This window comes from Streptomyces sp. NPDC059785 (assembly GCF_042732375.1).
GTDB lineage: Bacteria > Actinomycetota > Actinomycetes > Streptomycetales > Streptomycetaceae > Streptomyces.
In genome coordinates this window covers 66,052-80,199 of the sequence record NZ_JBHWHV010000014.1, presented here as the reverse complement: position 1 = coordinate 80,199, position 14,148 = coordinate 66,052, and the positions used below count along the sequence as shown (strand labels likewise).

Sequence of the window (14,148 nt, the reverse complement as noted above, 5' to 3'; positions counted from 1 at the left end):
GGTGCAGCGCTCACGCAGGCCCCGACGCCGTCCCCATGTTTCGCGTGCCGTTTCCCAGGTCACTAGCATACGAGCTCAAGACAACGATGCGACCGGTCCGCACGGCTGGGCCGGTCGGGGTCGCCGATGCCAGGGTCCGCTCCCCGGGCTGCGGTGATCTTCCTGTTCAGGAGGACACCCCGCATGTTCCGACGTATTGGCAACACCGTCGTCCGGCATCCCGTCTGGACGATCGTGGCATGGCTGATAGCCGCGGTGGCGATCGTGGCCACCGCCCCGAGCCTGCCCTCCAGCAGCGACGAGAGCAGCTTTCTTCCCAAGAGTTACGAGTCCATCAAAGCGGCGGAGCTCCAGCAGAAGGCGTTCCCCAGCGCCTTCACCCCGTCCGCGATCGCGCTCTACCAGCGCACCGACGGCGGCAAGCTGACCGCCGCCGACCAGAAGGACGTCGCCCGGATCACCTCCGAGCTGGGCGAGAAGCACATCGACCAGGTGCAGAAGGTCGTCCCCGGCCAGCCGTCCGAGGACGGCAAGTACGCCATGACCCTGGTCCAGATGGACAGCAAGAACGCCGGACAGCCCAAACAGGCGGACGCGGCCAAGACCTTGCGCGAGGAGGCCAAGGCCCTGGCGAAGGGCACGGACCTCGATGTCAAGCTCGGCGGTTCCGCCGCGCAGGCCCTCGACCAGCAGGACTCCTCCAAACGCGGCGAGGCGCTGATCGGCATCGGCACCTTCGTCATCATCCTGGTGACCCTGCTGATCATCTTCCGGGCGCCGATCCTGGCGGTCCTGCCCCTGATCCTGATCGGCCTGGTCTCCGCCATCGCCAACGGGCTCATCGCCTTCGCCACCAAACTGTTCGACCTCCAGGCCAACAGTTCCGTCTCCTCGATCCTGATCGTCGTGCTCTTCGGCGTCGGTACGGACTACTTCCTCTTCCTGATCTTCCGCTACCGCGAACGCCTGCGCGCGGGTGACGAACCCAGGACGGCCATGATCAACGCGGTCGGCCGGGTCGGCGAAGCCATCGCCTCGGCCGCCGGAGCGGTCATCATCGCCTTCCTCGCGCTGGTGCTGTCGACGCTGGGCTTCCTCAAGCAGATGGGTCCCGCCCTCGCCATCGCGGTCGCCGTCACCCTGGTCGCGGGCCTGACGCTGATCCCGGCCGTGGTCTCGCTCATCGGGCCGAAGGTCTTCTGGCCCACCAAGTCCTGGCGCAAGGAGCCGGAGAACGCCCGGTTCGCCGCCCTCGGCCGTGGCGTGCAGCGCCGTCCGGCACTGACCGCCGCGCTGTCCGGTCTCGTCCTGATCGTGCTGTCGCTCGGCGTGTTCGGCTACAAGGCCACCTTCGACCTGGCCTCCGGTTCCATGCCGAAGACCAAGGAGTCCATGGTCGTCCAGGACGAACTCCGGACGGCGTACTCGGCGGGCGCCGCCGCTCCCACCGACGTCTATCTCTCCAGCACCGACGGCCGGCCCCTCGACCGCTCCGCCCTCGCCCCGTACGCCGAGAAGCTCGGCGCCGTGGACGGCGTGGCGAGTGCCCGCCTCGCCCAGGTGAACAAGGCGGGCACCACTGCGGACGTCACCGTCACGCTCAAGTACGAGGCGTCGACGGAGAAGGCCATCGACGCCGTGGACAGGGTGCGCGACGTCGCCCACGCCAACGCCCCGGACCGCGCCGAGGCCCTCGTCGGCGGCATGTCCTCGATCTACAAGGACATCGACACCGCGGTCAACCACGACTACCGGACGGTCTTCCCGGTGGCCGCCGCCCTGATCATGGTCATCCTGGGGCTGCTGCTGCGCAGCATCGTCGCCCCCTGGTACCTGATCGCCTCGGTCGGGCTCGGCTTCAGCGCCACCCTCGGCGCCACGGTCTGGATCTTCCAGAACGGGCAGGGGCACCCGGGTCTGATGTTCATGCTCCCGGTGATCATGTATCTCTTCGTGGTCGCCATCGGCACCGACTACAACATCCTCATGATCGCCCGGCTGCGCGAGGAGGCCCGCGCGGGCCGGGAGCCGCGTGAGGCGGCCGGGATGGCACTGCGGCACGCCGGGCCGACCGTGGCCGCGGCCGGCTTCATCCTGGCGGCGACCTTCGCCACGATGATGCTGGCGGGCAACTCGCTGCTCACGGAGATGGGCTTCGCGGTCTCCTCCGGCATCGCCATCGCCGCGTTCGTGATGGCGATGTTCTTCACGCCGAGTCTCACCGCGCTGATCGGCCACGCGGCGTGGTGGCCGGGGCACGGCGACCGGGCGGACGGGACGGCGGACGAAGCGGCGGCCCGCACGGGCTCCGGAGACGACGGTCCGGCCTCGGTTCCCGGTGAAGGCGGGGAGCAGGTATCGCGGTCCTCCGCTGAGCGGCGCGGCTGACGCGTACGACCGGCGGGGGGGGGGGGGCGGGGCGGCCCCCCCCCCCCGCCCCGCCGCCGTGGGTGCGGGGTTACGGGGGTTAGCCGTTATCGCGGCCCACCGTTGCGCGGCGGGGCTCCCGCTTCCGCCGGGGGGGGGGGCCGGGCCGTGGGCCCGGCCACCCCCGTCCGTCCGTCGATTCTTTTCGGCTCGGCTCACAACTCGCACCGCGCATGGTTCACTTGCTGCCGTCCCGTGACCGAGACGGCCCAGCCGTGAGCGAAGGAAGCCGCTGCCATGACCGCGCCCGCGCCCGTACCGCCTCCTCCCTCCGTGCCGCCCGCGCCGCCCGCCGGTGGCCGTGCCGCCCCGTCCCGGTGGACCGTGGTGCTGGTCGCCGCCGTCGTCGCCGCCGGTGCGGGTCTCGGTGTGGGCAGGCTGCTGTGGGGCGGTCCGGACAGCGCGGCGTCCGGGAGCGGGACCAAGAACGCGGCGGCCGACGCGGCGGGCGCCTGCGAGGCGTGGAGCCGCGTCCCGGCGCTGGACAAGATCTACAGCAAGGACGACAGCACGTCCGAGGCCTACTTCAACCGCGCCGGCGGCGCCGCCGCGCTGGCCCACTCCGCAGCCGAACTGGACGACCGCTACGCCGATCTGGACAAGGCCCTGCAGAACATCACGACACGCCTCAACACCTTCGACGTGAAGGGCGGCGAGGCGACGTCCGCCTACGAGAAGGTGGGCGACCTCTGCGCGAAGCTGGACGGCTGAGGGGGCGAATCCAGGACGGCGGCTCCACGGGCGCCGTCGGCGTCGGCCTTCCAACGTCGGCCGACGCGGTGGCCGGGCGCCCTCGCACCGCACGGCTCAGGCGCGCCGCGGGACCGGCACGACCGTGTCGGGAGGCCGGTCCTTCCCGCCGCCCTGCCGGTCGCCGTCCGCGTCCGGCCGCCCGCTGCCCTCCTCGTCGTCCCGGTGCGTGCTGTCGTCCCGTGCCAGGAGGCGTACGCGGATCTGTGACGCCAGTGGTGGAAGCAGGAGGGAGCCCGCGGTCGCAGCCGCGGCGGCGCCCAGAGCCGTCGCCCATCCGACGGGACCGAGGGGGGTGCAGCCGAAGAACTGGCTGAGGCCAGGAGTCTGGACGATCGCCGCCAAGGCGGCGAGGGAGCCGGCCGCCGACGCGGCAACGGCCGGTGACCTGCCGCCGACCAGCAGTGTCTGGCCCAACTGGGCCCCTACCAGGGCTATGAGGGCGACGGTGCGGGCGCGGACCTCGCGGCCGGTGACGCGGGCGGCCAGCCAGGCCGCCGCGGCGCCCAGGGCGGTCGCCGCGGCGCGGACGACGGTCTCGTCGGTGAGCGCGGTGCCGAGGGAGGCTTCGGGGCCTTCGCGCAGGAGGCGTCCGGTGGCGTCGGGGCCGCCGGGCGGCCGTAGCGCCACGGCGATCGCCGGTGCGAGGTCGGTGAAGAGGTTGACCAGCAGAAGCTGTCGTGCCGTCAGGGGTGAGGCGCCCGTGACGGCGGCGGCCAGCACGGTGAACGCGATCTCGCCGAGGTTGCCGCCCACCAGGATGGCCAGGGCCTGCCGCACCGAGGCCCACATGGCGCGGCCCTCGACGAGTACGGCGAGGATCGTCTCCAGCCGGTCGTCGGCCACCACGACATCGGCTGCCGCGCGGGCGGAGGGCGTCCCGCGCCCGCCCAGGGCGATGCCGATGTCGGCGAGCCGGATGGCAGGGGCGTCGTTGGCGCCGTCGCCCGTCATGGCGACCGTCCTGCCTAGCGCCTGGAACGCCTGCACGACCCGCACCTTGTGCAAGGGCGTGCCGCGCGCGACGACACCGATGGCGGGCAGCCTGGCGGCCAGTTCCCGCTCGTCCATCGCGTCGAGTTCCGCGCCCGTCACCACCTGGTGACCGTTGACGAGCCCCAGTTCGCGGGCCACCGTCTCGGCGGTCTGCGGGTGATCGCCGGTGATCATCACGATCTGTACCCCGGCGTCGCTGAGACGCCGCACCGACTCGGCGGCCGTGGAGCGCACTTCATCGGTCAGACAGAGGAAACCGAGGAAGTCGAGACCGGTGACCGCCTCGTCGGTCAGCCGGCCTCCGGGAGCGTCGTGGCGTTCGGCGACGGCCAGCACCCGGTGGCCCTCGGCGGCCAGCTTCTCGGCGCCCGTCAGGATCTCCTCGCGGCCGGTGCGCTCCAGCGGGTGGCCGCGGTGGGCGGCGCACCGTGCGACGACCTCCTCCGGGGCGCCCTTCACCGACAGTATCCGCTGTTGCCCGCGACGGCCCCGGGTGGCGTGCAGGCCCCGGCTGGGCTCGAACGGCAGGCTGGTGGAGCGGCGCCAGCCCTGCGCCGACTCCGTACGGCGCACCCCCGCCGACCGTGCCCCTTCGACAACGGCTCGGTCCGTGACGTGTTCGAGAGCGTCGTCCTGGCGGCGCGGGGTGGCCCGCAGCGCCGCCGCGAGGACGGCCCGGTGCCGCCGCTCCAGCCGGTCCAGGGGCAGCTTCCGGTCCTCCGCCGACACGGCGGCCAGAGTGATCCGCCCGTGGGTGAGCGTGCCGGTCTTGTCGAAGCACAGCACGTCGGTGCGCCCGGCGGCCTCGACGGTCCGCGGGTTGCGGACGAGGACGCCCTGCGCGGACAGCCGCCGCGCGGCGGCCAGCTGAGCCGCCGTCACCAGGAACGGCAGCCCCTCGGGCACGCTCGCCACCGCCAGGCCGACACCGTCGCCGACGGTCCGGCGGACCGGGCGGCCCCGCACCAGACCCGCGGCCATCAGCGCCCCGGCCGAGCCGAGGGCGACCGGCAGCGTGATCCGGGTGATCCGCGCCAGCCTGCGCTCCACGCCGGCCGCGGGCGCGGCCCCCCGGCCCGCCCGTGCGCTGCGCCCGGCCTCGGTGGCCTCGCCCACGGCTACCACGACGGCCCGGGCCCGGCCCGCGGCCACGGTGGTGCCCTCGTAGACCATGGACGTACGGTCGGCGACCTCGGCCGCCAGGACGGGGGCGACGTTCTTGGCGACCGGCAGCGACTCACCGGTCAGGGCCGACTCGTCGGCCTCGAGTCCTTCCGCCGCCAGCAGCCGGCCGTCGGCGGGGACGACGTCGCCGGACTTGAGCAGCACCAGGTCGCCGACGACCAGTTCCTCGGCGGGGACCGTCGTCTCCTCGCCGTCCCGCACGACGGTGGCGGCGACCGCGGACTGCCGGTGCAACTGGTCGACCAGCCGGTCGGTGAGATGGCGCTGTGCCCCTCCGATCAGCCCCGACAGCGCGGTCACGGCCACGATGATCCAGCCGTCGAGAACGGCGCCCACACCGGCCGAGAGGGCGGCGCCGCCGCCGAGGACCGGGGTGAGCGGGTTGGCCAGTTCGGTCAGGCAGGCGCGCGCGAGCGAGGGCCGCCGGGCCTGCTCCCCCGAGGGGCCGCAGCGCAGCCGCGTCTCCTCGGCGGTAAGCCCGCCCTGCCTGCTGTTCGTCCGGCCGAGCACCGTGTCCGGGGTCATGGCGTGCCAGGGGTGCCGCGCGGCGGCGGTCGGCAGCGGGCGCCGCATCAGCTGGGCCGCCGACCACACGCCGAGTCCCATCCCCAGGGCGGCCGCCTGATGGGCGGTCATGAGCCCACGCGCGCCGAGCCGACGGCCGCGGCGTCCGGTCAGGGTCATCGCTCCGCCCAGCACCGCCGAGGCCTGGGCGAGCCGCACTCCGCGCCGGACCACGGTCCGCGCCGCCCGGCAGGCCTCGACCAGGACGACCGCGTCCGCGGGACCGTGCTGGAGCAGGACGTGCGCTCCCCACGGCGGCAGCCCGTCCGTCCCCGGCAGACCGATGCCCACGTCGGCGGCGGCCAGCGCGGCCGGACACCGGGAGAGCAGCAGCACCGCGCTGCCGTCCTGCTGGAGGTCGCGTACGGCAGCGGTCAGACGGTCGCCGCCGGGCACGGTCCCGTCCGTCTCCGGCAGAGCGGCGGCTCCCGCGTGTTCGCCCGCGGCCAGTACGGTCAGCCCGGTGCGGCGCGCGGCCGTGACGACGGCGTCGGCGGCCTCGTCGAACTCCGGCACGACGCTGATCACAGCACGCAGAAGCCGGTCCTCGGCCACCCCGAGGACATGGTGCGCGCCCTCGCTCCGCAGCCGGTCCCGGGCCCGCGCGCCGGTCCGCCCGCGCAGGCGGAGCCGGTCGAGGGGGCCGAGCTCCCACCCGGCGTCCCGGCGCACCTCGGTGGGGGCGACGGGATCGAACAGACGGTGTGCGACGGCCGCGAGTTCACCGGCGGGCGCGTCGTCCCCCAGGGCGACGAGGTCGGCGAGCACGTAGCGGCCGGTGATCAGGACGTCCGTGTCGAGGACGGCGGTGCGGACCCTGTCGAGGCGCGGCAGCGCCGCGGGGTCGGCCAGCAGCACGCCCCGGCGGGCCAGGGCCCGGCCGAGCGTGGCATTGAAGGCGTCGCGTGCGGCCCAGGGCGCCTTGGGCAGGGCGGCCAGCGCCGCGCCCGTCGCCCGGCCGGGCTCGCGCGTCAGGGCGAGCGTCCCGGCGAAGGCCGCGCCGGCGACGAGGGCGGCGCGGTCCGCGTACCGTTCGGCGCTCCCGGCGCGCAGCGGCGCGGTCCGCGGGGCGGGGGCCGGCAGGACGGCGGCGGCACGGGCGGGGGTGCCGGTCAGCCATGGCTCGGCCGCCCGCAAGGCGTGGCGCCGCGCGTCGAGTTCGGCCACGCGCAGGGCGCACCGTGCGGTGTCCACGGCGAGACCGGTGGCTCCGCCGGCGGCTGCCTGGACGACGGCGTTCACGCCGGCGAGCACGACTCCGGCGCGGTGCTCGCCGACGGCCCGTTCCAGCAGCCGGCGCAGCCGCGGCTGGGCGTCGACGACACCGGCGACGGAGGCGAGCGCGGCCGGCACGGGGGTCAGGCGGGTCAGCCGGACCGCGAGGGCCAGCGGGAGTGCGGCCCCCTGAACGGCCAGCGGCCAGGCGGTCCGCACGGCGTGCGCCGCGGCGAGCGGGTGCTCGGGGAGCGGGCCGGCCAAGCCGTGCTCCTGCTCGACCGTGCGGACCGTCCGCAGCAGGGCCTCCACGGTCGCCGGGTCGCCCGGCTCGCCCTCGGTGGCCACGACGGCACAGCCGAGGACGGTGTTCACCGCGGCCCACCGCACACACGGCAGTGCCGCGAGCCGCCGCTCGACCTGTGCGGGCACGTCCGCGCGCCCGTCCGCCGCGTCGCGCAGGCCCCGTACGGCTATGTGTGCCCGACCGTCGAACAACCACAGGCGTTCTTCCCGGTCGCGAAGCATCTCCAGTGTCACCCGTGCGGCCGCCCGCACCGTGCCCATCCCCGGAAGCTGCACCTCTCGTCACCCGCCTTCCCGGTTCGACGCGGTGCCCCGCCATCGGGCACCGCGCCAGTACCCGGAGAGCGGCGACTCGAACGCGGGCGACCGGAAAGCGGCCGAATTCCGCTGCTTGGCGGGGCGGGAGCACGGTACCCGCCGGCCCGGACGAGTCACCGTACGCCCTACCGGCGAAAGGGCCGGGCGAGGAGCCGAAATGTCCACCACCACAGCCAGTGGACCGAAGAACACCACGAAGCAAGAGGCGCACCGAAGGGCAGCCAAGGGACAGCAGCCCCACGAGAGCGCCGAAGGATTGCATGTGCACACGGTGCACGCTCAGCTGCCCATCCCCTATTTCACCCCGGGCGACATGTCCGCGAACATGCGGACCGTCGCCTCCTGGATCCCCACACGGCCCGCACCCGAGACCGTCCTCCTCTGCGGCGGCCTGGGCGTGCTCGCGGCGGTGGGGGCCCTCGAGTGGCCGGTGGCCCTCGCGATCGGCGGGACGGCAGCGGTCGTCCGCGGCCGGGGCAGGGAGCAGCGCGCCCCGGAGGAACACCAGAAGTCCCGGACGAAGAAGTCCTGACCGTCCCGGCCGGACCGGGACGTCGGACACCGGACGACCGCGACGGCGCCCGGCGGCACTCCGCCGCCGGGCGCCGTCGCGTGTGTCATGCCGCCGCTGCGGCGGCGCGCCGCGAACGCACGTAGCTGTACAGCTCCCACGCGAGGCGCACGAGGATCGCCTCGGCGACCGCCATCCCGATCCACGCGAGCACGCCCGCCACAAAACCGCCCATGAACCTCAATCTCCGTCCCGGCCGTCCGGCACCCGGCCCGGCCGGTCCGGAGAGCCACCGCTGTCGGAACCCTCCTTGCGTGATACCCGTACAGGTGTCCCCCGTACGGTCGTCCGGTGACGACCGGGTGAACCCGCCGAAGTCGTTCCAGCGGCACGCCCCGCCGTCCGGGTGCCCGGGGCGCTGCGCGGTTCAGGCGGTCTTGCGGTCCGATCGGCGGTCGCCCAGGCCGAGGCGTTTGAGGGCGAGGGTGTCCAGCGCGGTGAGCACTCCGTTGAGGATGAGCGTCATCGCCACCAGGATGATCAGGCCCGCGAACTCGGTCGGGGCGTCGAGGTTGGTGGCCGCGGTGAACAGTTCGTGGCCGATGCCCTCGGTCGAGGCGATGAACTCACCGCCGATGACGCCGAGGATGGCCAGCGGCCCGCCCGTCTTGAGCGCCGCGAAGAACGGCGCCGCCAGCGTGGGCAGCGTCACGTAGCTGAGCACGTGGTGCCGGCGTCCGCCCATGACCTGGACGATCTCCACGAGCTCGCGTTCGCGCAGCCGCAGGCCCAGGTAGACGTTGTAGAAGACCACGAAGGACACGCCCGCCGCCGCGATGGTGATCTTCGACATGGGGCCGATGCCGAAGAACAGCAGGAACAGCGGCGCCAGCGCGATCTTGGGGATGCCGTTGACGGCCGCGATCAGCGGCTCGAGCACCCGGCCGGCCAGCGGGACCGAGCCGAGCACGAGACCCATCACGGTGCCGATCGCCACGCCGATCCCGAAACCGGCCACGATCTCGAACGCCGTGGTCTTGATGTCGGTCCACCCGGTGGACGAACCCAGCAGCTTCCACAGGGCCTGCGACACGTCGGTGGGCTTGCTGACGGCGTACTCCGGCAGGACGGGTCCGCTCATCACCTGCCACAGGACGAGCACCAAGGCGATCACCGCGATGCGCAGTACCACCACCAGCGCGGTCCCCCGCCACACACTGCTCCTGACGCCTCCGGAAGGGGGCACCTTCTCGTACTCGGTCTTGCTCTCCGCACTGCTGGTGGCAGTCGCCATCGTCTGCTCCTTCCAGTTCGCCGGGTGCGGCCGTCCCGGCCGTCTCACGGCAGGTACTTGTTCGTCCAGTTGTCGGTGGTGACCTTCGCGCCGTCGGGCAGCGTCCCGAGGCTGTCGAGGAAGGCCACGGTCTTCTTCCAGCCGGCGGCGTTCATCGAGCCGTCCGTGGGCCAGTCGACCTGCTGGAGACTGGCCTCCACGACACTGTCCGGCACCCCCTGAAGCGACTTCTTCGCCGCTTTCACGACCGTGGTGTCGTTGCTGTCCTTCAGGTGCGTGTCCATGTAGCTCGTCGCCTGCTGGACCGCCGTGACGAACTTCTTCACGATGTCCGGGTGCTGGGTGGCGTAGCTCTTCTGCGTCACCAGGAGCTGCCCGTAACCGGCCTGTTCGGCGGCCCACTCGGGGACCTTGAACGGGTCGGCGACCACGACGCCGTCCCCTTCGTCCTCGATCTGGAGGGGGATCGGTTCGGAGGTGACGAACCAGTCGATCTGGCCGCTGTTGATGGCGGCCTTGTCCGCGGCCGGGCTCGGCAGCGACACCCACTTGACCTTCTTGCCGGGGTCGACGCCGTACTTCTTCAGGAAGATGCCCGCCTCCGCCTTGGTGTTGGCCGAGCTGGCGCCGCCGGTCGAGCCCGCGAGCGCCTTGGCGACCTGCTCGGCGGGGGTCTTCGCGGTCAGGTCGTGGGCCTGGGCGAACTTCTTGCTGACGATCAGGCCGAGCGGGTTGCCCAGACCGTCGGAGGAGACCGCGATCTGCGGAAGTCCCTTGGCGAGGGCGGACACGAACCCGGTGGGGCTGCTGTCGAAGAACTGCACCGAACCGGACTGGAGCGCCGAAGGGCCGGTCGACGCGGTCAGCGTGACGAACTTCAGCTTCAGTCCCTGCTTGCGGAAGTAGCCGTTGGCCTCGGCCACTTGGAGCGGGGTGTCGAAGATGCTGCCGCCACCGCCGACGGTGATCTGGGTGAGCCCGTCCGAGGTGGTCGTGGTCGAGGAGCCGCTGCCGCAGGCGGTGAGCAGCGCCGGCGCGAGCACCGCGGCAGAGGCGAGGGCGAGCAGCCGCCGGCCGTTGCCGGACCCGATCCGAAGGGCTCTGCGGGCCGTGCGGACGGCCGGGTTGTCATGCGTCATGGAGGATCTCCTGTCACCAAGCGTGCTGAGTACGGAAAAAGCGCTGCCAGAAGTCGAGTCGCGGGGCATCCGCGAGCGGGACGGGCCCGAAGTCCCCGCCGACCTCCATGACCGCCGGGGTGTGCGGTGTCCATGCGGGCCAGTGCGGCAGACCGGGGCCGTTGGGGTCGCCGGTGGCCGCGAAGTTGGCCCAGTAACCGCTCATCGTCCGCGCGACGTCGCGGTCCCGGTCGGTCGGCCCGGACCGGTCAGCCATGCCGGTCCGGCCGGTCCGGTCGGAGGGGAGATTGCCCCACACGAAGTCGATCTCGGAACCGTGCGAGGCGCGGCGGGTGTCCGGTCCGGCCGCCGGGGAGGCGTGCGTCCAGAAGTACGTGTACACGGGCCGGCCGGCGTGTGCGGACCAGTCCCTCGCCCACAGCCAGGTGGAGATCCTGGCGTTGTCCCGCACCGCCGCGCAGTGGGCGTGCGCCGCCTCGTCGTCCGTGCGGGCCGGGTAGAGCCGCAGGAATTCCTCGGCCATCGCCTTGAACTTGTGGTGGGACGCGGCGACGTAGTCCCCGAGTGTCAGGTGGACCGGCGGCGCTCCCGGCCGCCGCGCCTTCCGGCCGGCCGCCCGGTACGCCGCGAAGGCGCTCGCGGGCACCGCCCCGCTCTCGTCGAGGTTGTTCCCGGCGAGATACCCGACGTCGTTCTGCCTCCCCCTGGCGTACGTCTCCTCGTAGCCGGCCGGCAGGACCCAGCCGTCGACGACCGGGCGGAACAGCGGCGGCTTGGCCGGACCGCCGGTCTCCACGGCGCTGTCGACGGCGGAGGCGTCCCCTTCGACCAGCTTCTGCCAGGGCAGCGACCGCAGCCGCTGGAGGATGCGAGCTCCGCGTTCCGCCCCGGCTTGCGTTGATGCTCCGCGTTCCGCCCCGTGCTGGGTACGTGCTCCGCGCTCCGCCACGTACCGGGTGCCCGCGGCCTCGGCGTCGGCCAGGGTCCGGTAGGAGGTCGACAGGTAGCGCAGCTCGGGGTCGCGACAGTGGCGGGCGTGGCTCTGGGCGACGGCCCGGTGGAAGAGGCCCTTGGCCAGCGGTGACATGCTCAGGAAGTTGACCGATCCGGCGCCGGCCGACTGCCCGGCCACGGTGACCCGGTCGGGGTCGCCGCCGAAGTGCGCGATGTTGCGCCGTACCCACTCCAGCGCGGCGATCTGGTCGAGCAGCCCGTAGTTGCCGGAGGCCTGGTGACCGGAGGGGCCTCGGCCGGCCTCTTCGCTGAGTTCGGGCAGGGCCAGGAAACCGAAGGCACCCAGCCGGTAGTTGAAGGTCACCACCACGACGCCCTTACGGGCCAGGGCCTCGCCGTCGTAACGGGGGTTGGCGCCCGTGCCGACGCGGAAGCCGCCGCCGTGGATCCAGACGAACACCGGTCTCGGCCGCCCGTCCGGGGACTCCGCCCCGGTCCAGACGTTCAGGCGCAGGCAGTCCTCGCTCATCGGCAGGTCGTTGCCGTCCAGCGCGGACCCCGGCACCTGCGGGCACATGGGGCCGAACCGGTCGGCCTTGTGCACCCCGGTCCAGGGCACCGGGGGCCGGGGCGCCCGCCAGCGCAGCTCTCCGACCGGAGGGGCGGCGTAGGGGATGCCGCGGAAGACGGTGACCGACCGGTCCCGTCCCGGTATCCCTTCCACCAGTCCCGCTTCGGTCTTCACCGGGTGGCGCATGGTCTTCCCTTCTGGTCGTCGAGGAGCCGATCGGCGGAGAACGGGGCGGTGCCCCGTGCGTCCGCCGCCTCCTAGGCGTCCGCCGTCTCCTGTGCGTCCGCCGTCTCCTGTGCGTCCGCCGCCGCCGAGGCGGTGCGCTCGCGGCGCGCGTGCAGCAGCAGTGCCTGCCGGGCGGAGGCGACGTGGTGGAGCATGGCGGCCACGGCCGCCGGAGGATTGCGGGTGATGATGGCCCAGAGGATGGCCTGGTGCTCCTCCAGCGAACCGGCACGCGGGTGCGGTGCGGAGAGGTTGCGGTACTGGCGCATCACCAGCGGGTAGAGCAGGGTGTCGTACGCGCGGGCCAGGGTCTGCTGGTGCGCGGCCTCCTTGACCTGCTGGTGGAAGCGCCGGTTGCCCCGCGAGTAGCCCGTCGCGTCCCCGCGGGACCGGCAGTCCTCCATCACCTCGAGGGTCCGGCGCAGCTCGCCGACCTCCTCCTCGGTGGCCCGTTCCGCCGCCTTGCCCGCCAGGGCGGATTCCAGCGTCTCGCGCGCCTCCAGGATGTCCGCGGCCTCCTCGACGGAGAAGCTGCGGGTGCGCACTCCGCGGTTGACCTCACTGGTGACGTAGCCCTCCTGGGTGAGCCTGACCAGGACCGTGCGCATGGTGCTGCGCGAGACGTTGAACATCCGGGTCAGGTCCGCCTCGGTGAGCCGGGTGCCGGGTGCGACGCTGCCCGAAAGCAGCAGCGTGCGCAGTCCGTCGTAGGCCTGGCTCTGCCGGGTGAGCGAGGCCCGTCCCGCGTCGTCGTCGAAGCCGTTGGAATCCACTGCGCTCATCCCGTGTGCTGTGTCCGCTCGGAGACGAGTGCGGGGTAGAGGCGCCGGGCCGTGCCCGCGAAGATCTCCTGCCGGTCCTGTTCCGGCAGCCCGGCGAGCACCTCCTCGGCGAGGGCGCGGAGTTCGGGCAGCGGCTGCTCCGCCGCCGGCAGGTTCGACCCCCAGGCGATCCGCCCGGCACCGAACGCCGCCACGACCGGGCCGAGGAAGTCCCCGGCCTCCGGCCCCGCGTCGCGCAGCCGCTCCAGGTTCCGGTGGGTGAGCTTCAGGTGCAGGCCGGGGTGGACGGCGAGCTGTGCGACCTCGTCCCCGGCGCGCGCGGGCGAGGCGGCTATGTCGGGGTAGCCGATGTGGTCCAAGAGCACCTTGACGCCCGGGAATCGCTCCAGGAGTTCCACCAGTTGCCTGGTCGCCGGGCCGAGACGCATCTGGAGGCAGACCGGCAGGTCCAGTTCCGCGGCCCGCTCCCAGAAGGGGAACGTCTCCGGGGCGACGAACCACTCCCCCTGCGTGGGCACGGTGCTGCCGCTGGTGAACAGCCGCACCCCGGCCAGGCCGCCGTCGCCGACCGCCGCCTTCAGCGAGTCAGCGGCGTCCGGACGCAGCGGGTCGACGGTGCCGACGGCGACGAACCGGCCGGGCCAACGGCGGCTGCTGTCGACGACGTACGAGTTGTCGTAGCCGTAGTTGGTGGTCGCCTGGACCAGGACGGCCTGGTCGATGCCGGTCTCGTCCATGCGGCCGGCCATGCCCTCGGCGGTGACGGGCCGGGTCGCGGCCCACGCGGACTGCTTGCCCCCGATCGGTGCCTTGGGATACCGGGTCAGGTCCTCGGAGATGATGTGGCAGTGTGCGTCGACGAAGTCCACGGGCGATGCCTTTCTTGTCTGCGACGTGCGGTGTGCGGTGTC

General features: G+C 73.1%; 10 protein-coding genes. 3 read left to right on the top strand and 7 right to left on the bottom strand.

What is annotated here, in order from left to right; all coding sequences use genetic code 11:
• Positions 1-183 precede the first annotated feature (183 nt).
• Together ACFV6E_RS13590 and ACFV6E_RS13585 are read left to right on the top strand one after the other, a co-directional pair.
• Complete coding sequence (locus tag ACFV6E_RS13590) at positions 184-2,388, top strand: MMPL family transporter (RefSeq protein ID WP_385174062.1); 2,205 nt, start codon at positions 184-186, stop codon at positions 2,386-2,388.
• Between the two features lie 276 nt (positions 2,389-2,664).
• Positions 2,665-3,138, top strand: a complete 474-nt coding sequence (locus ACFV6E_RS13585) for a hypothetical protein (RefSeq protein WP_385166327.1) — start codon at positions 2,665-2,667, stop codon at positions 3,136-3,138.
• 96 nt (positions 3,139-3,234) lie between these two features.
• Here ACFV6E_RS13585 and ACFV6E_RS13580 read toward each other — a convergent pair whose 3' ends face one another.
• The gene (locus ACFV6E_RS13580) at positions 3,235-7,719 is read right to left on the bottom strand and encodes an HAD-IC family P-type ATPase (protein ID WP_385461408.1); all 4,485 of its coding nucleotides are present in this window, start codon (positions 7,717-7,719) and stop codon (positions 3,235-3,237) included.
• Between the two features lie 199 nt (positions 7,720-7,918).
• Here ACFV6E_RS13580 and ACFV6E_RS13575 point away from each other — a divergent pair, with 199 nt between their 5' ends.
• Positions 7,919-8,293: a hypothetical protein gene (locus ACFV6E_RS13575; protein WP_385166329.1), complete on the top strand. Its 375-nt coding sequence runs from the start codon at positions 7,919-7,921 to the stop codon at positions 8,291-8,293.
• Positions 8,294-8,378: 85 nt separating this feature from the next.
• Here ACFV6E_RS13575 and ACFV6E_RS13570 read toward each other — a convergent pair whose 3' ends face one another.
• From ACFV6E_RS13570 to ACFV6E_RS13545, 6 genes are all read right to left on the bottom strand, one after another.
• Positions 8,379-8,507, bottom strand: coding sequence for a hypothetical protein (locus tag ACFV6E_RS13570; protein WP_385461405.1), 129 nt, complete (start codon positions 8,505-8,507; stop codon positions 8,379-8,381).
• Between the two features lie 192 nt (positions 8,508-8,699).
• Positions 8,700-9,566: an ABC transporter permease gene (locus ACFV6E_RS13565; protein ID WP_385163023.1), complete on the bottom strand. Its 867-nt coding sequence runs from the start codon at positions 9,564-9,566 to the stop codon at positions 8,700-8,702.
• A gap of 44 nt (positions 9,567-9,610) precedes the next feature.
• Complete coding sequence (locus ACFV6E_RS13560; RefSeq protein WP_385163025.1) at positions 9,611-10,705, bottom strand: ABC transporter substrate-binding protein; 1,095 nt, start codon at positions 10,703-10,705, stop codon at positions 9,611-9,613.
• A 13-nt stretch (positions 10,706-10,718) separates the two neighbouring features.
• Complete coding sequence (locus ACFV6E_RS13555) at positions 10,719-12,416, bottom strand: carboxylesterase/lipase family protein (RefSeq protein WP_385461402.1); 1,698 nt, start codon at positions 12,414-12,416, stop codon at positions 10,719-10,721.
• A 71-nt stretch (positions 12,417-12,487) separates the two neighbouring features.
• On the bottom strand, positions 12,488-13,237 hold the full coding sequence (locus ACFV6E_RS13550) for a GntR family transcriptional regulator (protein ID WP_385461400.1): 750 nt from the start codon (positions 13,235-13,237) through the stop codon (positions 12,488-12,490).
• Positions 13,234-14,106, bottom strand: a complete 873-nt coding sequence (locus ACFV6E_RS13545; protein ID WP_385461397.1) for an amidohydrolase family protein — start codon at positions 14,104-14,106, stop codon at positions 13,234-13,236. The genes ACFV6E_RS13550 and ACFV6E_RS13545 overlap by 4 nt, the downstream gene beginning before the upstream one ends.
• Positions 14,107-14,148: the final 42 nt, after the last annotated feature.

Coding starts and splice junctions, on each gene's coding strand:
- ACFV6E_RS13590 (WP_385174062.1), top strand. CDS start 184: ATGTTCCGACGTATTGGCAACACCGTCGTCCGGCATCCCGTCTGGACG.
- ACFV6E_RS13585 (WP_385166327.1), top strand. CDS start 2,665: ATGACCGCGCCCGCGCCCGTACCGCCTCCTCCCTCCGTGCCGCCCGCG.
- ACFV6E_RS13575 (WP_385166329.1), top strand. CDS start 7,919: ATGTCCACCACCACAGCCAGTGGACCGAAGAACACCACGAAGCAAGAG.
- ACFV6E_RS13570 (WP_385461405.1), bottom strand. CDS start 8,507: ATGGGCGGTTTTGTGGCGGGCGTGCTCGCGTGGATCGGGATGGCGGTC.
- ACFV6E_RS13565 (WP_385163023.1), bottom strand. CDS start 9,566: ATGGCGACTGCCACCAGCAGTGCGGAGAGCAAGACCGAGTACGAGAAG.
- ACFV6E_RS13560 (WP_385163025.1), bottom strand. CDS start 10,705: ATGACGCATGACAACCCGGCCGTCCGCACGGCCCGCAGAGCCCTTCGG.
- ACFV6E_RS13555 (WP_385461402.1), bottom strand. CDS start 12,416: ATGCGCCACCCGGTGAAGACCGAAGCGGGACTGGTGGAAGGGATACCG.
- ACFV6E_RS13550 (WP_385461400.1), bottom strand. CDS start 13,237: ATGAGCGCAGTGGATTCCAACGGCTTCGACGACGACGCGGGACGGGCC.